A 22,551-nucleotide genomic window follows, 5' to 3' on the forward strand; every position below is an offset into this window, starting at 1 on the left:
GCTTGCGTTAAGGTTAAATGCCCTTTGCCAAAGCCATCTGACGGGCCTCTTTCAGGGCGGCAAAATCTTCATCCGCGTGGAACGATGAACGGGTCAGCGGTGTCGCCGACACGTGCAAGAAGCCCTTGGCGCGGGCGATCTGTTCCAGCTGCGCAAATTCTTCCGGCGACCAGAAGCGGTCGATCGGGTGATGTTTGGGGGTGGGCTGCAGGTACTGGCCCACGGTCAGGAAATCGACCTGAGCGGCGCGCAGGTCATCCATCACCTGGCGCACATCATCCAAGGTTTCGCCCAGGCCGACCATGATGCCGGACTTGGTGAACAGCTGGGGGTTGGCGCGCTTGGCATCATCCAGCAGCCGCAACGAAGTATAGTAGCGCGCGCCGGGACGCACACGCGGATAGAGGCGCGGCACGGTTTCCAGGTTGTGGTTGAACACATCCGGTGCGGCCTCGAACACCGCCTGCGCGGCTTCGCCCTTGCCCAGGAAGTCCGGGGTCAGCACCTCGATGGTGGTGCCGGGGTTCTGGTGGCGGGTGGCGCGGATGGTCTGGGCGATGTGTTCAGCGCCGCCGTCCTCCAGATCATCCCGGTCAACGGAGGTGATCACCACATGGCGCAGGCCCAGCTTCTTGACCGCCGCCGCAACCCGGCCCGGCTCAAATGCGTCCAGCGTGTCCGGCTTGCCCGTGGTCACGTTGCAGAAGGAACAGCCGCGGGTGCAGACCTCGCCCATGATCATCATGGTGGCGTGGCGCTTGGACCAGCATTCGCCGATGTTGGGGCAGGCGGCCTCTTCGCAAACGGTGGCCAGATCATGCTCCCGCATCAGCTTGCGGGTCTCGTAATACTCCGCGCTTTCGATCTTCTTTTTGCGGATCCATTTCGGTTTGCGCGGGATGGCGCTGTCGGCCTTGTGGGCCTTTTCCGGATGGCGGGGGCGCAGCTGGATTGTCATCTGACAATTTTCTCCCGTTCAGGCGTGAATGGCGCGGCCAAGCGCGTCGAGGCAGGCTTCTTTCACCGCTTCGCCCATCGCCGGGTGCGCGTGGCAGGTGCGGGCGACATCCTCGACCGTGGCGCCCTTGGTCATCGCCAGCACCAGCTCGGCAATCAGGTCGCCGCCATGCGCGCCGCAAATATGGGCACCGAGGATCTTGCCGCCGGGTGTTGCCAGCACCTTCACCGCGCCGTCGGTTTCACCGGTGGAGCGGGCGCGGGAGTTGGCCATGAAGGCGAATTTTCCCGTGATGTAGTCGGTGCCTGCCTCTTTCAGCGCTTCCTCGGTCTGGCCGACGGAGGCAACCTCGGGGTCGGTGTAAACCACGCCCGGCACGGTGTTGTAATCCACATGGCCGTGCTGGCCTGCCAGCATCTCGACACAGGCGACGCCGTCTTCCTCTGCTTTGTGCGCCAGCATCGGCCCAGGCACACAGTCGCCGATGGCAAAGATGCCCGGAACGGAGGTAGAGAAGCGCTCGTCCACCTCAATGAAGCCCCTTGGGTTGATGGAAACGCCCAAGTCTTCCAGGCCCAGCCCGCGGGTTACCGGGCGGCGGCCGATGGCGACCAGCACCTTGTCTGCTTCAAGCTGCTCTTCCTTGTCCTTGCCGACGCGGTCCAGCGTCAGGGTCAGGCCGTTTTCGCCCTTTTCGACGGTCTTCAGCGCGCGGCCCAGCTGGAACTTCAGCCCGCGCTTGCTCAGCGCCCGCTGGGACAGCTTGGCGATCTCGCCGTCGATGCCGGGCAGGATACGGTCGAGGTATTCCACAACCGTGACCTTGGAACCAAGGCGTGACCAGACCTGACCGAGTTCAAGCCCAATCACGCCGGCGCCGATCACCACCAGATGCTCCGGCGCGGCGTCCAGCGCCAGTGCTCCGGTGCTGCTCAGCACATCCACCTCGTCGATTTCCACGCCGGGGAGGGCGGCGGGTTCCGATCCGGTGGCGATGAGGATGTTTTTTGCAGTGTAGCTATCGTCTCCCACCTTGACCTGGCCAGGCGCCGGAATGCTGGCCCAGCCTTCGATGTGGTCGACACCGTTCTTCTTGAACAGAAACGCGATGCCCTTGGTCAGGTCGCCGACGATTTTGTCCTTGCGCGCCATCAGCGCACCCAGGTCCAGGCTGGCGCCCTCGACGGCGATGCCATGTGCGGACAGATGGGACAGCTCGGCATATTTGGCGGAGGAGGTCAGCAGCGCCTTGGAAGGGATGCAGCCGACGTTGAGGCAGGTGCCGCCCAGCGCGCCGCGGCCTTCGACGCAGGCCACCTTCATGCCCAGCTGCGCCGCGCGGATTGCTGCGACATAACCGCCCGGCCCAGCCCCGATCACGATCAGATCATATGCGCTCATTTGGTTTCTCCTCCGAATAACGGTTCAGGACCGGCACGTATGCTGCCGTATACGACGTCTCGTCTCCTATAGGAAACTTTTTCCCTTTTGCAAACTAAAAGTGCTGATAGGGAAATTTTGACCCGCGAATACATCAAAGCTAAGCTGCTTCCGGAACAGGAGAATTCGCAGAAATGGAACCAATTCCCTCAGAAGAAACAGGACTGGGCCCCGAGGCCATGGAGGCTCCGGACGGGGAAGTCTTGGGGAAAATGATTCGCGACGCCCGCAAGGAGAAGGGGCTGACGCTGGAGGAAGCGGCCAAGGCAGCGGCCATCGGGCGCTCGACTTTGTCGAAGATCGAGAACAACCAGACCCGTCCCAGTTTCGAGATCATCCGCCGCCTGATGCAGACGCTGGAGCTGGAGACGCCGCAGCTGTTCGTGCAGTCCGGTCAAAGCGGCGTTACCGGGCGGCGGGACTTCACCCGCACCGGCGAGGGCGAGCACAAGGAAACCACGACCTACGACCACGAGCTGCTGTGCAGCGAGCTGACCAGCAAGCGCATGGTGCCCTATATCAGCACCATCAAGGCCCGCGATGTCACCGAATTCGACAATTGGGTGCGCCACCAGGGCGAAGAGTTCATGTTTGTGCTGAGCGGCGAGGTGATCCTCTATACTGAGCATTACCGGCCGCTGCGCATGGGGCCGGGCGACTCGGTCTATTACGACAGCGGCATGGGCCATGGCTGCGTGTCGGTCAGCGCGGATGACGCCAAGGTGCTTTGGGTCTCGCTGGAAGTGTGACGGGGATGCTGCCCGGCGGGCCGCAGACCCGGACTGCCGGTTAAGCCGCTTTTCCGGGCCGTCAGCTTGGCATACACCTGCTGGAAAGGAGGCGCGCTGCCATGAAACTGGACCCTGTTGATATCTCGAAAACGGCCTCGGCTTCGGCAGCGGTGTTCGAGGCCCTGCGCCAGGCCATCATCGAGGGGCGGCTGGCGGAGGGGGAGCCGCTCCGCCAGGATGAGATAGCCCGCCGCTTCAAGACCAGCAGGCTGCCCGTGCGCGAGGCAATCAACCGTCTGGAGGAGCACGGGCTGGTCCGGACCCAGCGCTTCAAGGGTGCGGTGGTGGCCGGACTGTCGGCGGATGAAGCCGCCGAGATCTTTGACTTCCGCGCGCTGCTTGAGCCGGAAATCATCCGCGATGCAGTGCCGCGTATGCCGCCAGAGCTGCTGGCACAGGCCCGCGCTGACTTTGCGGCTTTTGACGCCTCGAAAAATCCGATGGAATGGGGGGTGCTGAACCGCGCCTTCCATGACGGGCTGTACAGTGCCAGCAAGCTGACCTTTTTCCGCGAGGCGGCCAGCGGCGCAATGGACCGGATCGACCGCTATATCCGGGCGCAGCTGGTGATGAGCAACGGCATGGAACGCGCTGGCCGGGAGCATCTTGCCATCCTGGAGGCCTGCGAAGCGGGCGATGCCCGGCGGGCCTCGGACCTGACCAGAGCGCATATTCTGGAAGCCAAAGCATCCTTGCTGGCGCATTTCCCGGTGCTTTCGGGGGCCTGACAGCCGCAGGAGACCGCTATGCCGGCATAAGTCCCAAGCTTCCGGCCATACTGTCCATGCTCCCAAGCGCCGGCTGGCGAGCGTGATGATCAGCAGCTCTGGCCTCCTGGCGGATGGGGGGGCGGCCAGGGCTGCGCGATAAGCAGCATGCGCCCGCCCGGCCGGCGCGGGGCACCCGCCGCGTGAAGGCCTGCTGCCGGGCCTGGCCGCCGGTATTGCCCCGGACAATGCAGCCAAAAACCGTGATATCCGCGGCGCCCGCCGCAGTTCCCGCGAGGCCCGGCCAAATGCCGGGAAAGGCGCGGGGCCGCCGAAGCTGCAGCAACCGGGGTTTCTTGCCGTTACTTCATTCCGGAACAGGGCGGCTGCTGGCTGCAAACCGTTTTAAATAACGCAGCGGTGGCGGGTTTGACCGCCTTGACGGGGGCAGGGCGCGCCGGGCTTGGTCCCTCCGGCAGACCGGCAGCGGCACAACAAGGGCGCTGTCAGGCCGGCTTCTGCATCTGGTTTTTTTCAAGGCAGACCAGAAACCGGATCGTCGTGCCGGTCTCCGCGTGCGGATCGCACCAGATTGTCCCGTTATGACGCTTGGCGATTTTGGCGCAGGTTGCCAGTCCAAGACCGGTGCCAGGCTGGTCGCTGCCGCGCTGCAGCCGCTTGAAGGGCTCAAATATCTTCTCCCGGTACTCCGGCGGAACGCCAATCCCGTTATCCGCCACAGAGATCATCACGCCGGCGCCCGCGGGTTCGGCGGTCACGGAGATTTCGGGTGTTATGCCGCCGCTGTACTTGATGGCGTTGCCGATCAGGTTTTGCAGCAACTGCACGATGTCCGGCGGGAAACACGAGACGCTCAACCCGCCGGGCTGCCATTCGATCCGGGCGCCGGATGCCGCAAGATCCTGCGCCATAACAGCGCGCAGGCTGTCGAACAGGCTCTCGACAGTGACATATTCCGCGGTGCCATTGCTGTGCGGGTTGATATGGCTTGCCAGCCGTTCAATCAGCTCGGAGGTCTTGCGGACCGACTTTTTCATCAGCTCCAGCTGCCGTGCCACCTCGTCAAATTCCCCGTCTTGGTAATCCTCCTGAATCTGGTCGCTGAGAAACTTGATGGCCCTGAGCGGCGCCCGCATGTCATGCACCAGCACATCGGAAAACAGCCGCAGCTCATTCTGCTGCTCCTGGATTCTCCAGCGCATTTCCGCGACCTTCAACCCGTTGGCAACCATCCGCTGGAGAGCCTCGGCAGTAATGGCGGATTTGGGAATGTAATCGCTGGCGCCTGCCAGAATGACACTCTTGGCGATTTCCTCGTCGCCTTGGCCGGTGGTCATAAACAGAACTGCCCGCGGCCAGGTTGCCGTCAGCTGCGCGATAAGGTCCAGCCCGGTGCCGTCCGGCAGAAGGTAGTCCAGAATGATCACGTCAACCGGCAGACCGGCTTGAGACAAGGCGCCTTTGCCGCTGTCCGCCTCGAAGACCTTGGCATCCGGGTGCGATTGCAGCAGCAGCCTGCGCACGAGCTTCCGGTCACCAGCGTCGTCGTCAATGATCAGGATGTTGAGAACCGTCATCGGACACCTTTCTGATGTGAACTTCGGGCAGTTCAACGATGCGCCAGTAATGGTCGAGCGTCGCCATCAGGTCGACAAACATGTCTCCGGCATTGGACTTGAGAATGTAGCCGGCCACATTGTTGGCATAGGCCGCAGAGATGTCCCTTTCGTCCTCAGATGTTGTCAGCACGATAAACAGGATCTTGCGCAGCACAGGATCGGCGCGGATCTCCTCCAGCAGTTCAATGCCGTTTTTCCGGGGCATGTTGATATCGCTCAGCACCACGAAGCTGGGCGGCGGCACCTGGCTCATTTCGCCGCGCAGGAAGGCCAAAGCCTCGACACCGTCGGTGAACCGCTGAATCGGATTGGCGATCTTGGCCCGGCTGAAAGCGCGGCGCAGGGCCTTGGCATCGCCGTCATCATCCTCGACAAGAACGATATTAAGGGCAGGGCGGCCTGCGGGGGGACTGTTGAGTGTCATGCTGGGGTCTCCTTGCTCAGGGCCTCCTGCGGCCAGGTGCAGCGAAAACAGCTCCCGCTGGCAGCGGACCGCTGGGCTGCGGTTCGGCCGACGGCCGCCATCACGCGTTTCTTTCTCAAGGCCCGCCCTCTGCCGCGGCCTTCAACGTGTTCCTCCGGTTTAAGTTCTTGGAGGATTTTTGAGCTTTTGGTGCGGTGCTGCTTTGCAAGTGCGGGGGGATCGCCGCACACTGAAAATTGGCCGATGGACTCTCCCGCGTTGACACCGATCCAGACAGTGCCTTTTGCTTGGTCCCGGTGCCGGATGCCGGTTGTCATCTGGTTCAGCAGACCCGCCTTTAGCGGAAGCCTGGGCAAAGGCAGCCCTCTGTTGCGGCGGGAAGACTGCACTATCCTTCCAATCCGGCCATGCTGCAGCACCGGGCTTCCTGCCTGCCCTTCCGCCCTGTCCGCGGTGACCTCAGGCGCGCGCGTCCGGCGGGTGCGCAAATGAGGCAACAATTCTTCCAGCAGCCAGTTCGAAGCGTTTTGAATGCTCCGCAAGGCGGCTTTCGCACTGTGACAGGCGAAACAGGCAGGCTGCTCCAGATTTTCCTTGGACCTCCGGAGCGGTATGGCCAAGGGCGGCATCCGGTCTTCAGCCAAATTGCACTCGGTTATAACCTTGATAGCGCATGGAAAAAAATCATCACGCCAAGGGCGGGCCTGGCTGGCGGCAATTTCGGGCGGCATCTTTGACCGCTGCTTCGTGCCGCCGAGACAGGCATCGCCCGCGTCTCTGAGGCGATGCAGAATATTCTCCGGCGCGTTCAAAGGCAGCAGTTCCGGATCGCTATGACACAAGTGCGTGGCCGCCCTAACGCTTCCGGCCGGGTCTGGTGGCAGGCCCCGGGTATTCACCCGCCAGGCGTCCTGCAAGCTGCCGCCACTCATCAGAAAGCGCAGCCGGGTACCGGAGGCCCCTTTGGTGATGGGGCTGGCAGACATCTGGTCCTGTTTCGTTTGCGATTGTTCCACGGCCAGGCCGACCGGATCCAGCTGATTGCCGCTGATGCAGCAGCGCTTGACGCCGGCGATTGCAGGGCGGGAGCCAAAGGCGTTCAGGTCCGTTTCCAGATCAGCAAAATCCCCGCCAACATAGCAGGCGCGGATTTGGTTATTCGTGGCGAGTTGCTGAGTTACCTGTTTCCCAATACGCTGTTTTGCGTTCAAGCAGCCGGCAGTGAAGATCAGCGGCAGAGAAACCCCTATGACGCAGACGACAGTTAAGGCAGCTTTGGTCTTCATTCATTTGCGCTCCGCAAGCGGTTTGAGGTTCTCTGCCCCTGGATGGGCAGGCATCTGCCCAGGGCGGCAGGAAGAACTGCTGCCCGCAGTGGCAGGCCGTTATTGCAGCAAATTGGGTGAAGCTTTGGCGGTAAACTCCCGGGTGTCTTCGATCACGCTGTCCAAGTCGTCCATGAACACAACAAGATCCTTGCAGCTGCGTTCCAGCATCGAGACATCCGACAGAACGGCGGGGGGCACGCCGCCATCCTGACGCGCCTGCGACTTGATCACCCGCACCCCCGCGAGCGTCCTCCTCAGAAGCAGCCGAAGATCGGGCCCGCAGCCGACGATGAACCGCTGGAAGATCCGTTTCAGCTCCTTTTCTGAGGCCCGAGCGCTGGACAATTGGCCATAAAGCGCCCGCCGCTCCAGCGCTGAGGCGATGGATTTCATCAGGGAATCCGTCGTCAGCTCATCCTTGACGATGTAATCCGCGCAGCCCCGGCGCATGGCCTCGACGGCGATATGATAATTTGTCGCGCTGGTCAGCATTATAGGAACCGCCTGAACTTGATCTTCATGAGTCACCAGCTGCTTCAACGCATCCAGCCCAGTGTCCATGCCCAGGTTGTGATCGAGGAACACCAGATCGAACTGCTCCGTGTCCAGCTGCTGGCGCATTTCATCCAGGTTTGCTGCTTCGTGGAATTCAGCCGTCATCCCGGCTTTGCGGCACAGCTTGTTCAGGCGCAGCCTGTCAACCTCATCATCATCAACGGAGAGGATGTTCAGATTGACAGCCTGCAGAACCGGCGGGGCGCCCTTGTTGGGGAACTGATTATTTCTCATCCTGATACCTTTTAAAACTGCGCTGCACCCGGATCGGTTGCCTGGGCGTTCACTCTAAGCGGCATTGTAGCCGCTCAATTTCACGTATGGGTTTATTATCTTGAGGCATTTGATTAAGGAAATCTGAGCTCCGGCCAGCGTTGCTGGGATTTTACGTTAAGGATACGTTGGGCAACTTCTATTTGCGGCACCCTTGCGTTTCAGGGTGCAGGACAGTCAGCCAAGGACGCTTGGAGCAGAAAATTTATTGAAAATTCTTGGCAGTAAGACCCGTCCGGCCCGCTCTGACGGGGCCGGATGCCAATCACTTATGGACATACGCGGAAAGGGCGCCGCGCCACGCTGGAGTTTCTTTGGCCTAAAGCTGTTGCCGCATCGCACAGCGGCAGCGGCCGGAACTCCCGCTGCGGAGGCTAAGCGATCCCTTGCGGTGGTCTCCGGTCCGCGCCCCGCCGGAGGCGTAGCGGCGCGGTATGGCTGAACGGTTTGCAAGTCTCATAGGGACAGCAGAAAGGCTGCAGTATAAGGTCCGCCGCGCCAGCCCTGCCATCCCTTGCTGCAGAGAGTCCTGTTGATATCCGCTGCCGGAACGGCGTCTCGGCCGCAGGTTTAAGCGCCACCGCTCCAGACTTGCCAGTGAAAGGCGGGCTGTGCGCCCGCTTAGATCAGAAGTCCTCCCATTTGCTTGCCCCGCCGGTGCCTGTTGCCGCGGGCCTTGCTGCGGCCCCATCCGCAGGCAAGCCAGGCTCATCCTTCCAGAAATCATCCGGCGCCTCAGTGCCGTGCGCACTGGGCTTCGGTATCACCTGGTGGTCCGGGCGGGGTGCTTGCTGCGCGTCAATCGTGAAATGGGACACGAGTTCAGCCAGTTTGCTGGAATCGGTGTGCAGCATGTGGCCGGCCGCGGTGGCCTCTTCGACCATGGCCGCGTTCTGCTGGGTCACCTGGTCAAGCTGGGTGACGCCGGTGTTGATCTCCGCCAGCCCGGTCGACTGCTCGGCTGCGCCCTCGGCAATGCCGGACACCAGCTGCGAGATATGGGTGACCCGTTCGACGATGCTTTGCAGCGCCTCACCGGCCTTGCCGACCAGATCCACGCCGCGCTCCACCTGTTTGGAGCTGTCGCTGATCAGGGTCTTGATCTCCATCGCCGCGTCCGAGGAGCGCTGCGCCAGGGCCCGCACCTCGCTGGCAACCACGGCAAAGCCCTTGCCGGCCTCGCCTGCCCGCGCCGCCTCGACGCCTGCGTTCAGCGCCAGCAGGTTGGTCTGGAAGGCAATGTCGTCGATCACCGAGATGATCTGGCTGATGTGGTTCGAGCTCTGCTCGATCTCGGTCATGGCAGCGACGGCATTCCCGACCACGGAGCCGCTGGATTCGGCTTCGGCGCGCGCTTCCTCCATCGTCGCCTCAACGCTGCGGGCGCCTTCGGCGGCGGATTTCACCGACGCGGTCAGCTCATCCAGTGCCGCCGCGGTCTCCTCCAGCGTGGCGGCCTGGCTCTCGGTGCGGTGGGAGAGGTCATCGGAGGCCTGGCTGATCTCCTCGGCCCCGTTGCGGATACTGCCGGCCGCCACGATCACTTGCTGCACTGTCTCCTTCAGGGTTTCCAGTGTCAGATTGTAGTCATGGCGCAACTGCTCATGATCCTTCGGGAAGGCCTGGGTGATCGGCTGTGAGAAATCCCCGGCGGACAGCCGCACCAGGCCGGCGCTCAGGCTTTCGACCACGAACTGCTGCTGCTGCTGCAGCTCGTTGCGGCGTTCTTCGGCAAGGCGTGCCTGTTTCAGGTCGGCCTGCATCGACACCAGTGTCTTGCCGATCTTGCCGATTTCGTCGTTGCGTGCAGCGGCGTCGATGCTGGTGTCAAGATCGCCCGCGGCGACCGCCTCCATGTGCCTGCAGATTTTGTCGACCGGGCGGGTGATCGACCGCGCGAACAGCCAGCCAAGGAAGGAGACAGCCGCAGCACAGGACAGCGAGATCAGCAGCATGATCTGGCGCTGGCGGACCGCGGGCGCCAGAATTTCCTCCCGGTCCAGCTCCGCAACGATCGCCCAGTTCAGGTCGCGGAAGGTAAAGGGCGCGGTGACGGCGGCAACCGTGCTGCCATCCGGCTTCTGGACGGCCGGGTGGAACGAGACATCCTGTGCGTCCCCGGCAGCCGGTGCGCTGCCCGTAGTGGCGCTGCTGGAAAAGGCAGCCTCGATGTAAGGCAGGCCCGGCAGCTCTTCCAGCACGCTGTGCCGGCCTTCGAGGCGCGACTGGGTGCGGGCCCTGAAGTCGCCGCCGATCAGGTAAACATCCAGAGTCTTCAGCTCGCCGCCGAAATTGGTGGTGATCAGGGCGATCTCGTCGATGGCCACCTGCAGGGCAAACACCCCTGCAAACCGGCCTGCGTTATCCACGATCCGGGTCGCCGCAAAACCTGCCGGGGCGCCTGCACTGGGTTCATAGTCTTCGATATCAGAGAAATAGACCCGTCCGGCTTCGCCTGCTTCGGCCATCCGGAACGCCTTGGCCAAGCCTGTTTCGCGATACGGGCCAGAGACCATGTTAGTGGCATAGTCGCTTTCCTTGGTGACCGAAAAGACCACATCCCCTGCCGGGTTGATCAGGAAGATGTCATAAAAGCCCATCCGCTCCATCACCTTCTGGAAGGCGGGATGGTTGCGTTCGAAGTGAAGATCATAAGGCGATGCGGCGGACGCAAACATCGACAGGTTTTGAACCTCGGCCTGGCCTGCACCGTCCCTGGTGGACCAGGTTGCGGTCAGATCCTTCATCGCGTCGGCGGTTGAGGGGACCGAGGCAATCGTCAGGATGGCCGCTTCAATCCCTTCGAAGTAGGATTGCAGCGCCAGCTCCCGGTCCTGCACCAGCGACTGCATGAAAACTTCGCTGTTGTGGAGCACCCCGCGCCGGAAGTTGCTGGTGCTGACGGCAATCAGGACGGCGGTCAGGACCAGCGCAGTGCTGACGATCAGCAGCGGCAGCTTGTGGGCGAGCTTCATGGATCTCAGAATTTTCAATTTGACCTCCAGCGGAGAGGCATCCCGCGGGCGCCGCCGCCGTCAGATGCCAGTGATGCAATTTGTCTCAGTTTCAATGCCAGATAGATTTTTTATCGGTTAATGCGCCTGCTGTTTTACGATAGGGTTTTGATATTTTCTCTTCGCCTTTCGATTGAATCCGGCCAGTACACTGCAGTCTGGTGCCTTACAGCGCCTGACAAAGGATGGTCTGGACGGCCGGGGCTTTAACGATTGCGGCGGCGCCGGTCACAGCATCGCAGAGCCTTCTTGCCCGCTTCCGCCGCGCCGCGAAGCTGCAAATGGTTAACGATTCCGGCGGCGCGAATCGTTTCCGCAGGGGCAGCGCGGTGTCCGAAACCCGGCTTGGCGGCAGAAGATTTCCCTGCGTTTGCGGGGAGTTCTTTGATTTCCGCCGGTGATGACCGGGTTTTTCTGGCAATGCGAAGGCGTTTTTTGCCATGGTTAAGCATCAATAACCGGGGGGTTAGGGAATTGTTAACGCTGCCGCAATCTGTCCATGAATTCGTCTCTTCATGGCTTTTTTGGGCCTCATTCCAGCCGCACGCCTGAATGACGATGCGTTTATGGGAAGCTGGAGTGGGTTATGAGACTGTTAATTGCTGCAATAGCGGCATGCCTGGCCTTGGGCATGCCCGCCGGTGCGGCTGCGAGTGACGCGCAGCCAAGCGCCACATCCATTGAAGGGTGGGAGGCCGTCGGACGGCTGAACATTGCCAACGGAAACATCTGCACCGGTGCGCTGGTGGCACCGGATCTGGTGCTGACGGCCGCGCATTGCCTGTTCGATCCGCGCACCGGGGCGCAGGTTGCCCCGGCGTCGATCTGGTTCGAAGCCGGGTTGTCGGGGCGGCAGGCTGTGGCCCTGCGGCAGGTGGCTAAGGCGGTGGTGCATCCGCAGTACCGCTACCGGCCTGCGGGCGCGCATCAAATCGGCAGCGATCTGGCGGTGCTCAAGCTGGACCGGCCGATCAGCCGCAGCCAGATCCAGCCGCTGGCAATGTCGCAGGATGCGGAGCGGGGCGATATTCTGCGGGTTCTGTCCTATACTCGCAGGCATGCAACCCGGCCGGGGCTGGAACCGTCCTGCAGCGTGCTGGCGCGGCAAAGCCGGACCCTGGTGTTGTCCTGCCTGGTGGATTTCGGCGCTTCGGGGGCTCCGGTGCTGGAGATGCGCCCGGGCCTGCCGCCGCGGCTGGTTTCGGTGATCTCAGCCAAGGCGGCGATGGGCAAGCGCCGGGTTTCAATCGGCACGGCGCTGGATGCATCGCTGCGTGAGCTGATGCGGCGCGCGGGGTAGGAGCAGCCGCCGTATACCGCGACGCCTGCTGCCTTTAAGGCAGCCGCATGCGGTATCAGGGTTCGCGCAGGGCTTCGCGGGATTTGTAGAGCGGCTTCAGCAGGTACTGCAGCACGGTTTTGGCGCCGGTCTGCAGCTCTGCGGCGGCCCGCATGCCCGGCCGGATCTCGATGGACTGCTGGCGTTCGGTGAAGCCGGATTTGTCGACCCGCACCGTCACCCGGTAATAGGGCTCGGCGCGCGGGTTGCGCTCATCTTCGAATGTATCGGCGGACACGAAATCCACCTTGCCGCGCAGCGAGCCGTAGATGGTGTAGTCATAGGCCGACAGCTTGATCGTGGCGTCCTGGCCCGGCTGTACGCTGGCGATGTCTTCGGGCCTTACCCGCGCCTCGACAAACAGCTCCTCGCCTAGCGGGATAATTTCCAGGATCTCCTCGCCGGGACGGATCACGCCGCCGATGGTGGTCACTGCCAGGCTGTTGACGATCCCGGCCATGGGGGAGGTGATAATGGTGCGGTTCAGCTGGTCCACCGCCAGCCGCTGCTCCTGGCGCAGGGTGGTGAGGTCGCGCAGCGTCTGCGAGTATTCCTCAGCCTGCTCCAGTTCTGCCTGAGTGCCGATCTCGTTGTATTTGGCGCGGGCATCGGTGGCGGCCTTGCGGGCCTTGTTCACCTCGATCAGCGCGACGATCTTCTGCTTGTAGAGCTGCTCCATATTGGCAAGCTCGGCGTTCAGCTGATCCATGATCTGCCGGGCACTGTCGCGGCGGCTGGTGAAGTCGGTCTGCCGGGCGGTCAGCAGGCCGCGTTCCGAGGCAAGAATGCCGGGCGAGCGCTGCGCCAGCATCTCCGGCACCGTGAATTCAAAGGCGCCTTTCATCTGCGCTTCGAGCCGGTGGCGCTTGATCTCCAGGGCGTCGATCTGGTTTTGCAGCTCATCAGCGGCGGCGCGGAACTTGGTGTCCTGCAGCTTGGCCAGCACCTGGCCGGCGCTGACGATATCGCCTTGGCGCACATGCAGCTCTGCCAGAATGCCGCCCTCCAGGTTCTGCACGATCTGCGCGCGGGAGGAGGAAACCACCTGGCCCTCGCCGCGCACGATCTCGTCGATGGAGGCGAATGCCGCCCAGATCAGGAAAGTAAGCACGGCGGCAAGCGCCAGATAGATGATGCGGCTGGCGCTGCGCGGCGTCTCTGCAGTGCCGTAGGGATCGTGCAGGGCCATGGTCACTTGCCTTCGCCAGCGGCCAGATGGGCCAGGACCTGATCGCGCGGGCCGTCCACAACCATCCGGCCGGATTGCAGGATCAGGGTGCGGTTGGTCAGCGACAGGATCGGCATCCGGTGGGTGGCGATCACTGCGGTGCGGCCTTCCAGCCAGTTCTCCAGGCGGCTCACCAATGTGCGCTCCAGCGTCTGGTCCAGCGCTGCGGTCGGTTCATCCAGCAGGACAACTGAAGGGTTTTGCAACCACAGCCGCGCCCAGCCGATCGACTGGCGCTGTCCTATGGACAGGCCGTGACCGCCGTCGCTGATCTCCAGATCCAGGCCCTTATGGTGGTTGCGCACATGGGCGCCGAGGCCTGCAAACTCCAGCGCCTCCATCAACCGGTCGTCGTCGCGCTCCAGCTGGTTGAGGTTCAGGTTGTCGCGCAGGGAGCCGGCAAACAGCCGCACGTCCTGGCTGAGATAGCCGATGTTTGCGCGCAGGTCGCGCGGGTCGATCTGGGCCATGTCGGTGCCGTCAAGCAGGATGCGGCCCCGGTCAGGGGCGTAAAGGCCCGACAGCAGTTTGAGCAGGGTCGACTTGCCGGAACCATTGACGCCCAGCACCGCAACCCGCTGGCCCGGCGTGACGGCCACGGCCTGCACATCCAGCGTCGGCGCTGCATCGTCCTCGTAACGGAACATAATCTCGCGCAGCTCGAACCGGCCTTCAATCGTCTGGCGGCGCAGGTAGGTGCGTTCCTTTTCCTTCTCCTGCGGGGCCTGGGCGATGGCATCCAGACCTTCCAGCGCGGCCTTGACGTTGCTCCAGCGCGCCAGGGTGGCCGCGAACTGCGTCAGCGGCGCCAGCGTCCGGCTGGTCAGGATGCCGGTGGCGATGATGGTGCCGACGGTGAATTCACCGGCAAAGACCAGCAGTGTGCCCAGCACCACGGCGGTGATATAGGTCGCCTGCTGCACCCCTTGCGACCAGTAGGTGAGGGCACTGGACAGCTTGCGCTGCTCCGTTGCGGAATGGGAGGACAGCGTGTTCAGTTCATCCCACAGCCGAAGCACCCGGTCCTCGCCGCGCTGGGTCTTCACGGTGTCCAGCTCGGTCACAACCTCATGCAGCAACCGCCCCGCCTTGGCGTTCGCGCCTTGGGTCTGACGGGTATAGGCGATCATCTTTTTCTGCATGAAGTAGGCAGGCAGCAGCATCAGAATGCCGCCGGCAATGATCACCCAGACCACAGGCCCGGCGATTGAGGCGACCAGCAGCAGGAACACCGCGATAAAGGGAATGTCCGCAAGCGTCGAGATGGTGGAGGAGGTGAAGAACTCCCGCACCGAGCCGAAGTCCCGCATCGCGGCAAACAGGCCGGAGGGCGGCAGCGGCTTCTTGTCGGAGCGCATGCCGATCAGGCGGCGCATCAGGTTGTGCTGCACCGACAGCTCGATCTGGCGGCCGGCCGCGTCGGTCAGCCGGGCGCGGGCCAGCTTCAGCATCGCCTCCAGCGCAATCGCGAGGAAGGCGCCGACAGCCAGCACCCACAGCGTGGCGTGCGACTGATGCGGCACCACCCGGTCATAGACCTGCAAAGAGAACAGCGCGACCGAGACCGCCAGGATATTGGCGACCAGCGACCCCAGCATGATCTCGCCCACCTGGCGGCGGTATTTGGGGAACTCGCTCCAGAACCAATGGCCCGGGTCGATCTGCGGCGTGTGCTTGGCCGCCATCTGGCTGATCGAGGGGCGGGCCGACAGCACGGTGCCGGTGAAAAAGGGGCTGAACTCCGCCAGCGGCACTTCGGTGCGGTTGTCCGGGCAGGAGGTGTCATAGATCGTCAGCACATCGTCTGCCTGGTCCAGCACCAGCACGCATTGGCCGCCGGACATGATCGCCAGCGCAGGCCATAGAGCAGGTGCAAGGCTTTGTTCTTCCAGCACCTTGGGCTGCAGCCCGGCGGATTGCAGCGCCTTGGCCAGCGTGTGCAGCGACAGATCGCCCGGCGTTTCCTTCCACAGGAAGGCGGCGACGTCGCTGACCGGCACTTCGCTGCCCTTCAGTGCAGCAAGGGTGGCGATCAGGCTGGCGCGGTGCTGGATGCGGGCGGCGGCGCCCTCCAGCAGCGAGCCCACTTCAGGCGGAGCGTCCTGCGGCTGAGGCTTGGGCCGGTTGTCCGTGCGCGGCTTAAGCTGCGCCTTGGGGCCGGGCGCCGGGGCAGGGGTGTTGGCAGGCTGCATCCCGCCGTGCGGCGCGGCCTGCGGGCTGGACACGGGCACCGCCCGCAGCACCGGCTTTTTGCCGGAGGCGGGCAGGGGACGCGGGGGCTTTTGTGTCGTGTCGGTCAAATCTTGTCCCCATCGGCCAAAAGGCCCAGGTCGCGCGCCAGTTGCAGCTGGATCAGCACCACCTCGTATTTCGCGTCGATGAATGCCTGCTCGCGGCGCACCAGCTCCTCATAGACCTGGATCACTTCCATCACCGGGCGCTGCCCCGCTTCGAACTGCTTTTGGAACAGCTCATAAGTCTCGCGGCTGCGGCGCACCAGGGCCGCGGTCTCAGCCTCCTGGCGGCGGTAGGAGGCGATCTGCTGAATCTGGCGGCTGTAGGTGCGGCGGGCGGCCTCCTCCGCTTCGCCCACCTGGCGGGTAGCGGCTTCCTTGGAGGCTTCCAATGCCTGAATGGCGGCAGGGGTGCCCAGTCCCAGGGGCTGGCCGACGCCCAGGGTCAGCCCGGCGCCGGAGCCGTCGGTGGTCACGTTGCCCGCAGCGGAGATCTGCGGCAGCAGGCCGGCGCGGCCGGATTTGGCCTGCGCAATGGCGCGGTCCGCTTCGGCGCCAGCCTTGAGCACCGAGAGGAACTGCACCTGCTCCGGCGGTGTCCGGATGTCCAGATGCGCCGGCGTTTGCGGGAAGCTCTGGCCGGTCATCGCGTGCAGCTCCGCGCGCGCAGTGGCGGCGGCATCCCGGGCGGTGGCCGTAGCGGTGCGGATGCCGCTGATCTTGCTGTCCACCACATTAATGTCGGCACGGTCCGACACGCCGCCGTCCACACGGCCCTGCACGATCCGGCGGAAGTCCTGCATCCGGCGCAGCGCCCGGTTTCCATAGGCGGCTTTCTCGTCACCGCGCAGGGCGGCGGCATACAGTCCAACGGCGGTCTCAACCCGGCTGTTCATGTCTTCAGACAGGTTGACCGCGGCAACCTCGACATCAGCGGCGGCAAACGCCCGTTCGGCCTTGCGTCGGCCGTTGTCGAACAGCACTTGTTCGATCAGCAGCCCCGCCACCAGATCGCCCAGCTCAGTCAGGCTGACCGAGGGCCCAAGCGTCGGCAGCCAGTTCTTGGACGCCGCTTCGGCCCGCAGCTTGGCGCTGATCAGCTCAGCCTCGGCGGCGCGGGAGGAAGCGGCGATGGCAGCGGCGGCAACCTGGCCGTAGGCGCTGTCCTCGGCCAGCAGCGACCGCCGGTCCATCAGCTGCCGGATTACCTCCGAGGACGCTTCGCCGGATTGCGCGAAGTTGCTTCGCGGCGCATCGCCGGCCGCGGCTTCCGGGCCGCCGGACAGCGGTGACTGTGCGCATGCCGACAGGCTGCACATCACTGCGATGGCGCAAAGAAAGCGTCCCGGTTGCATTCTGCCCTTTGCCCTTATGTCTAAGGCTTTTGTTGTGTTGGGCCCGGCTGAAAGTCCCCCCGGGCCGGCCGTTCAGATCACGGTGTTGACGTCTTCGTCGACGATCAGCGTGGTGCCGTCATCGCCAATGGTGTAGACGTTGTAGGCTTCGCCATCGATGGTTTCGGTGCCTGTTGCCGCAGCTCCGGTGATGGTGAGCGTGTCATCAGAGCCGCCATGCACAATCACCGTATCGGAGTTGCCGGACAGCGCGTTGATGTCCGCTTCGGTCAGGGTCAGGTCGACGCCATCGGCATGCACCAGGTTCAGTTCGTCGATGTTGAACTGCGACAGGCCTGCGTGGTCCAGAGCGGTTGCGCCCGCGCCGTCCTCAAGCACCACCATCGTGCCGGAGCTGTTGCCCGCATCATCGACCCGGTTGACCACCAGATGCGAGCCATCCGGCACATCCGCGTCGAAGCTGAACAAGGTCCGGCCGCCGGTCAGGTCGGTCTCGGTGCCGGTGATATCGGCAACGCCGCCGCCGCTTGTCAGCTCATGCGCGGTGTCGCCGGTTTCGAAATCATCGCTGAAGAAGCCGCTGACACCGGCGCCGGTGCTGATGACGTCGCCGACATTCGGAGCGTCATATTCTGTGTCGATGCCAAAGGTTTCGGTCAGGGTTTGGGTGTTGCCCGCCGCATCGGTCGCGGTGATCTCTGCGGTGGCGGTGGCGGTGGTGTCGCCGTCGGGCAGGTCATCGGCGTCAAATGCGGCGCTCCAGTTGCCATCGGCATCCACAGTTGCAGCCCGGGTTACGCCGCCGATGGTCACCTCAACGCTGGATCCCGCCTCGACCGTGCCGGTCATGGTCAGGCCCGCTGCGCGCTCCGCGACATTCAGCACATCGTCATCGGTCTGGCTGCTGTCTGCGGTGAACGGCGTTACCTCGGTGTCGATGGTCAGCGTGTCGCTGATTTCCGAGGTGTTGCCTGCGGCGTCGGTGGCTGTGACGGTGATGTCCGCCTCATAGCTGCCCTGGGCAATGTCGGAGGCGGCAAAATCCACACTCCAGTTGCCGCCGGCATCAACCGTCGCGGTTTCGGTGGCGCTGCCCAGCTGCACGACGACGGTCGAGCCCGGCTCCACGGTACCGGTGAGCGTCACCCCGTCGCTATGCTCGGTGTTGTTGACGACGTTGTCGCCTTCGATGCTGCCGGATTCCAGGGTCAGCGGGTCGACCAGCGTGTCCACGCGCAGGCCGGCGGTCGCGGTTGCTGTATTGCCGGCCGCGTCGGTCGAAGTCACGCTGACGGTGGTGTCATATTCGCCGGCAGGCAGCGAGCCTGCTTCGAATTCGGCGGCCCAGTTGCCGTCCGCGTCCACCGTGGCGCTGCGGGTGACACCTTCCACGGTGACACTGACCGAGGCGCCCGGTTCGCCGGTGCCGGTCAGGGTCAGGGCAGACGCCGCCTCGGAGCCGTTGACCAGATCGTCGCCGCCGGCCTGGCCGGGATCAATCTCCACCGCGGTTGTGGTATCGACGCGGATCGTGCCGGTCACGCTGCCGGTGTTGCCGAAGCTGTCGGTCGCCGTGACGGTGACCTCTGAATCATATTCGCCCGCGGCGATCTCAGATGCGGCGAAATCCGCGCTCCAGGTGCCGTCCTCCGTTGCGATGACGGTGCGGGTGACGCCCTGGAATGTCACGTCGACTGTGGCGCCGGCTTCGGCGGTGCCTGTCAGGGTGACGCCATCGGCGGCTTCCGCAGCGTTGATCATGTCATCGCCGCCGGCCTGGCCGTCATCAAGGGTGACTTCGGCAACGGTGTCGATCACTACGGTGGGGCCGTCCAGGTCGAATTCGTTGCCATCCGGGTCAACCACATGAACAGTTGACTCGTAATTGCCGTCCTCCGGCAGGTCATCGACCGGGAAGGTGACGCCCCAGTTGCCGTCCTCATCGACAGTTGTCGTCTGGGTCGAGGTTCCGACGGTCACTGTCACCTCAGACCCCGGCGCCCCGGTGCCGGTGATCTCAACCGGTGTGGTGGTCGAGCCAGAAACGGGGAAGGTGGCGTCCGGGTCGTTCACCGTGGGCACGATGCTTCCCGTTTCGCCGCCGCCATCTCCGCCGCCGCCGGCGATAACCGCGGCGCCGACAACACCCGCCGCGGCCCCTGCGGCCCCCAGACCGCCGAACAGCGGTGCGGCCAGCGGCGCGACCACAGGCTCGATCCGGTCGACGTCCAGAAAGACCATCTCGTCGTAAGCGCTCCACTTGCCAGCCAGGTCGAGCGGCTCATAAGTGGCAAACAGCATGCCGCTGGACTTGTCCTCCAGCACCACTTCGGTGAACTGGCCTTCGGAGCTGAGGAACAGGTTTTTGCCGCCAGTGGTGTCAAAGGCGTAATAGTTTTCCAGCACCAGTTCCTGGCCGTTTGCCAGAGTGATGTGCAGGTCGCTGCCGCGGCGGGCATAGCTTTCTACATCAGCCGGGCTGAGGTTCAGGGAAATATCCTTGGCCGGTGCAGCGTCAATGCGCGCCGGATTGCCTTCGGAGAAGTTTCCATGCTGTGTCGTGCCCGCCATGTTGCGGGTAATAAATGCAACCGTGCTCATTGTTTTACCGCTCAATCTGTACGCTGTGGCGCCATGAATAAGGCGCGCGCTGCGTGGTTCCGTTGCCTGTAGTTTTGCCCTTCGGCCGTCTTTTGCGGCCATTTTGAGGCCATACTGAGACGATTTTTTGTGGCCTGTCCAGTATGTAGGCTCCAAAGCTGCGGCAAAAATAGCGGTAACCGTGTCCTGGCTGCCGCAGAATTTCTAAGGTTTTTCACCGGGCCGGGGCGGCAGGAGGGTCCTGCTGCCCCGGCAGACCCGGCTGCGGCAGGCCCTGAAATACAGGTCAAATGCTCCTTGATCCGCATTAGGGGCGATCAGCAGCTGAGGTGATCTCCAAATAGGAGAAGCACACCCGGAACACCTTGAAATGCCGCGTTGCAGAAGGGGCGGCAGCAAGGGGTGTTCGCTACTATGTGAAGAAAATTTCCCGCAAAAGATTCTGGCAATTAATTAAAAGTACACCACTTTCAGATAGGAAGAAGTTCGTAATTGGTGTAAGCTCGAGAGTAAGTCAAGACGACGCCGACAGCCCTGGTAACCGGGCGCAGGCCGCCGCCAAGAGCGGCCAGCCGGACGTATAACGCCAGCAGCGGCGCCGAGCAGAAATCAGAACTCAACACTGACGCGGACACCTATGCCCACGTGCTGGGCACCCTCTGTCCGCGTGCGAAGGAACGCCAGGAGGAACGGCGCCAGTTAACCAGGAGGCTTGATCCACGATGAAAGACATTGCCGAACTTTTTGCAGAGCAGTACGGCGAAACGCGCGAGCAGGAAATGCCGCTGCAGGACTATTTGAATGCCTGCCGCGACGATCCAAGCCTGTACGCGAACGTCGCCGAGAGGATGCTGAGGGCAATTGGCGAAGAGGAGCTGGTAGACACGTCCAAGGACGCGCGGCTCGGGCCGATCTTTCAGAACCGAACGATCAAGCGGTACAGCGCCTTCCACGATTTCTATGGCATGGAAGACACCATTGAGCGGATTGTCGGCTATTTCCGCCACGCCGCGCAGGGTCTGGAGGAGCGCAAGCAGATTCTCTACCTGCTGGGACCGGTCGGCGGCGGCAAGTCCTCGCTGGCGGAACGCCTGAAGCGCCTGATGGAAGACCAGCCGATCTATGTGCTGAAGGCGGGCAACCAGATCTCGCCGATTTTCGAAAGCCCCCTGGGCCTGTTTGATCCGGTCCGCATGGGAAAGGTGCTGGAAGAGGAATACGGCATTGCCCAGCACCGGCTGCCGGGGCTGATGTCGCCTTGGGCGGTGCAGCGTCTGGATGAATTCGATGGTGATATCAACAAGTTCTCGGTCGTGCGCCTGCATCCTTCGCGGCTGCGCCGGATCTGTGTCGCCAAGGTGGAGCCGGGTGATGAAAACAACCAGGATATCTCGACCCTGGTCGGCAAGGTCGACATCCGCCAGCTGGAGCATTTCAGCCAGGATAACCCGGATGCCTACAGCTTCTCCGGCGGCCTGAACCGGGCGACCCAGGGCATCCTGGAATTCGTCGAGATGTTCAAGGCGCCGATCAAGATGCTGCACCCGCTGCTTACGGCGACCCAGGAAGGCAACTACATGGGCACCGAAAGCTTCGGTGCGATCCCGTTCAGCGGCCTGATCCTGGCGCATTCCAACGAAAGCGAATGGCAGTCCTTCAAGAACAACAAGAACAACGAGGCCTTCATCGACCGGGTGTCGATCGTCAAGGTGCCTTATTGCCTGCGGGTTTCGGATGAGACGTCGATCTATGAAAAGCTGATTGAAAACAGTGAGCTGCGCAATGCCCCCTGTGCGCCGGAGACGCTGAAGATCCTCAGCCGCTTCTCGGTGCTGACCCGTCTGAAGCCGCATGAGAACTCGAACCTCTACTCCAAGATGCGGGTCTATGACGGCGAAAGCCTGAAGGACACCGACCCCAAGGCCAAGACGGTCCAGGAATACCAGGACCGGGCCGGCGTCGACGAGGGCATGAACGGCATCTCGACCCGCTTTGCCTTCAAGGTGCTGTCCACCACCTTCAACTTCGACACCAACGAGGTGGCGGCGGACCCGGTGCACCTGATGTATGTGCTGGAGCAGATGATCAAGCGCGAGCAGTTTCCGCAGGAGACGGAACAGAAGTATCTTGAGTTCATCAAGACAGAGCTGGCGCCCAGGTACGAGGAGTTCATCGGCAACGAGATCCAGAAGGCGTACCTCGAAAGCTATACCGAATACGGCCAGAACGTCTTTGACCGCTACATCGCCTATGCCGATGCTTGGATCGAGGAGCAGGATTACAAGGATCCGGATACCGGCCAGCTCTATAACCGCGAGGTGCTGGATGCGGAGCTTAGCAAGATCGAAAAGCCGGTTGGCATCGCCAACCCCAAGGACTTCCGCAACGAGGTCGTGAAATTCGCCCTGCGCCACCGTGCCAACACCGGGTCCAATCCGGCCTGGAACTCCTATGAGAAGCTGCGCGACGTGATCGAGAAGCACATGTTCAGCCAGGTCGAGGAACTGCTGCCGGTGATCTCCTTCGGGTCCAAGAAGGACAGCAAGACCGAAAGCAAGCATCAGGAGTTCGTCGAGCGGATGCGCGGCCACGGCTATACCGACCGGCAGGTGCGGCGCCTGGTCGAGTGGTACATGCGCGTCAACAAGGCGGGCTAAAGAGGAG

Annotated in this window: 16 protein-coding genes; 4 read left to right on the forward strand and 12 right to left on the reverse strand. The window is 63.0% G+C overall.

What is annotated here, in order from left to right; translation table 11 throughout:
• Positions 1-13: 13 nt before the first annotated feature.
• Both lipA and lpdA read right to left on the reverse strand, forming a co-directional pair.
• Entirely contained in the window at positions 14-958 is a 945-nt protein-coding gene (lipA, locus tag CAER_RS0117705) for a lipoyl synthase (RefSeq protein ID WP_027236613.1), read from the reverse strand.
• A gap of 18 nt (positions 959-976) precedes the next feature.
• Positions 977-2,359 carry a dihydrolipoyl dehydrogenase gene (gene lpdA / locus CAER_RS0117710; RefSeq protein ID WP_027236614.1) on the reverse strand — a complete coding sequence of 461 codons (1,383 nt, stop codon included), beginning with the start codon at positions 2,357-2,359 and terminating at the stop codon, positions 977-979.
• Positions 2,360-2,532: 173 nt separating this feature from the next.
• On the opposite strand from lpdA, the gene CAER_RS0117715 reads away from it, so the two are divergent.
• Positions 2,533-3,147 (forward strand): helix-turn-helix domain-containing protein, encoded by a 615-nt coding sequence (locus tag CAER_RS0117715; RefSeq protein WP_027236615.1) that lies wholly within the window; start codon positions 2,533-2,535, stop codon positions 3,145-3,147.
• A gap of 101 nt (positions 3,148-3,248) precedes the next feature.
• On the forward strand, positions 3,249-3,917 hold the full coding sequence (locus tag CAER_RS0117720; RefSeq protein WP_027236616.1) for a GntR family transcriptional regulator: 669 nt from the start codon (positions 3,249-3,251) through the stop codon (positions 3,915-3,917).
• A 485-nt stretch (positions 3,918-4,402) separates the two neighbouring features.
• Here CAER_RS0117720 and CAER_RS0117725 read toward each other — a convergent pair whose 3' ends face one another.
• The 6 genes from CAER_RS0117725 to CAER_RS29775 all read right to left on the reverse strand — a co-directional run bounded on the left by CAER_RS0117725 (position 4,403) and on the right by CAER_RS29775 (position 11,572).
• On the reverse strand, positions 4,403-5,494 hold the full coding sequence (locus CAER_RS0117725; RefSeq protein WP_027236617.1) for a sensor histidine kinase: 1,092 nt from the start codon (positions 5,492-5,494) through the stop codon (positions 4,403-4,405).
• Entirely contained in the window at positions 5,466-5,960 is a 495-nt protein-coding gene (locus CAER_RS0117730; protein ID WP_027236618.1) for a response regulator, read from the reverse strand. Before CAER_RS0117730 ends, CAER_RS0117725 begins: the two co-directional genes overlap by 29 nt.
• Positions 5,957-7,246, reverse strand: coding sequence for a hypothetical protein (locus tag CAER_RS28205; protein WP_036797413.1), 1,290 nt, complete (start codon positions 7,244-7,246; stop codon positions 5,957-5,959). Before CAER_RS28205 ends, CAER_RS0117730 begins: the two co-directional genes overlap by 4 nt.
• 99 nt (positions 7,247-7,345) lie before the next feature.
• The gene (locus CAER_RS0117740; protein ID WP_027236619.1) at positions 7,346-8,077 is read right to left on the reverse strand and encodes a response regulator; all 732 of its coding nucleotides are present in this window, start codon (positions 8,075-8,077) and stop codon (positions 7,346-7,348) included.
• 665 nt (positions 8,078-8,742) lie between these two features.
• A complete protein-coding gene (locus CAER_RS0117745) occupies positions 8,743-11,091 on the reverse strand; it encodes a methyl-accepting chemotaxis protein (RefSeq protein ID WP_245597380.1) in 2,349 nt (782 codons plus the stop codon).
• Positions 11,092-11,296: 205 nt separating this feature from the next.
• Complete coding sequence (locus CAER_RS29775) at positions 11,297-11,572, reverse strand: hypothetical protein (RefSeq protein ID WP_154667789.1); 276 nt, start codon at positions 11,570-11,572, stop codon at positions 11,297-11,299.
• Positions 11,573-11,716: 144 nt separating this feature from the next.
• On the opposite strand from CAER_RS29775, the gene CAER_RS28210 reads away from it, so the two are divergent.
• Positions 11,717-12,430 carry a trypsin-like serine peptidase gene (locus CAER_RS28210; RefSeq protein WP_027236621.1) on the forward strand — a complete coding sequence of 238 codons (714 nt, stop codon included), beginning with the start codon at positions 11,717-11,719 and terminating at the stop codon, positions 12,428-12,430.
• A gap of 55 nt (positions 12,431-12,485) precedes the next feature.
• On the opposite strand, the gene CAER_RS0117755 is transcribed toward CAER_RS28210, so the two are convergent.
• The 4 genes from CAER_RS0117755 to CAER_RS0117770 form a co-directional block, all read right to left on the reverse strand.
• Positions 12,486-13,658, reverse strand: coding sequence for an HlyD family type I secretion periplasmic adaptor subunit (locus tag CAER_RS0117755; protein ID WP_209320207.1), 1,173 nt, complete (start codon positions 13,656-13,658; stop codon positions 12,486-12,488).
• A 2-nt stretch (positions 13,659-13,660) separates the two neighbouring features.
• On the reverse strand, positions 13,661-15,997 hold the full coding sequence (locus tag CAER_RS0117760; RefSeq protein WP_027236623.1) for an ATP-binding cassette domain-containing protein: 2,337 nt from the start codon (positions 15,995-15,997) through the stop codon (positions 13,661-13,663).
• Entirely contained in the window at positions 15,994-17,286 is a 1,293-nt protein-coding gene (locus CAER_RS0117765) for a TolC family protein (RefSeq protein ID WP_027236624.1), read from the reverse strand. The genes CAER_RS0117760 and CAER_RS0117765 overlap by 4 nt, the downstream gene beginning before the upstream one ends.
• Positions 17,287-17,358: 72 nt before the next feature.
• Positions 17,359-19,887 carry an Ig-like domain-containing protein gene (locus CAER_RS0117770; RefSeq protein ID WP_036797417.1) on the reverse strand — a complete coding sequence of 843 codons (2,529 nt, stop codon included), beginning with the start codon at positions 19,885-19,887 and terminating at the stop codon, positions 17,359-17,361.
• A gap of 722 nt (positions 19,888-20,609) precedes the next feature.
• Here CAER_RS0117770 and CAER_RS0117775 point away from each other — a divergent pair.
• Positions 20,610-22,544 (forward strand): PrkA family serine protein kinase, encoded by a 1,935-nt coding sequence (locus tag CAER_RS0117775; RefSeq protein WP_027236626.1) that lies wholly within the window; start codon positions 20,610-20,612, stop codon positions 22,542-22,544.
• Positions 22,545-22,551: the final 7 nt, after the last annotated feature.

The sequence above is a fragment of the Leisingera caerulea DSM 24564 genome (assembly GCF_000473325.1).
GTDB classification, from domain to species: Bacteria; Pseudomonadota; Alphaproteobacteria; order Rhodobacterales; family Rhodobacteraceae; genus Leisingera; species Leisingera caerulea.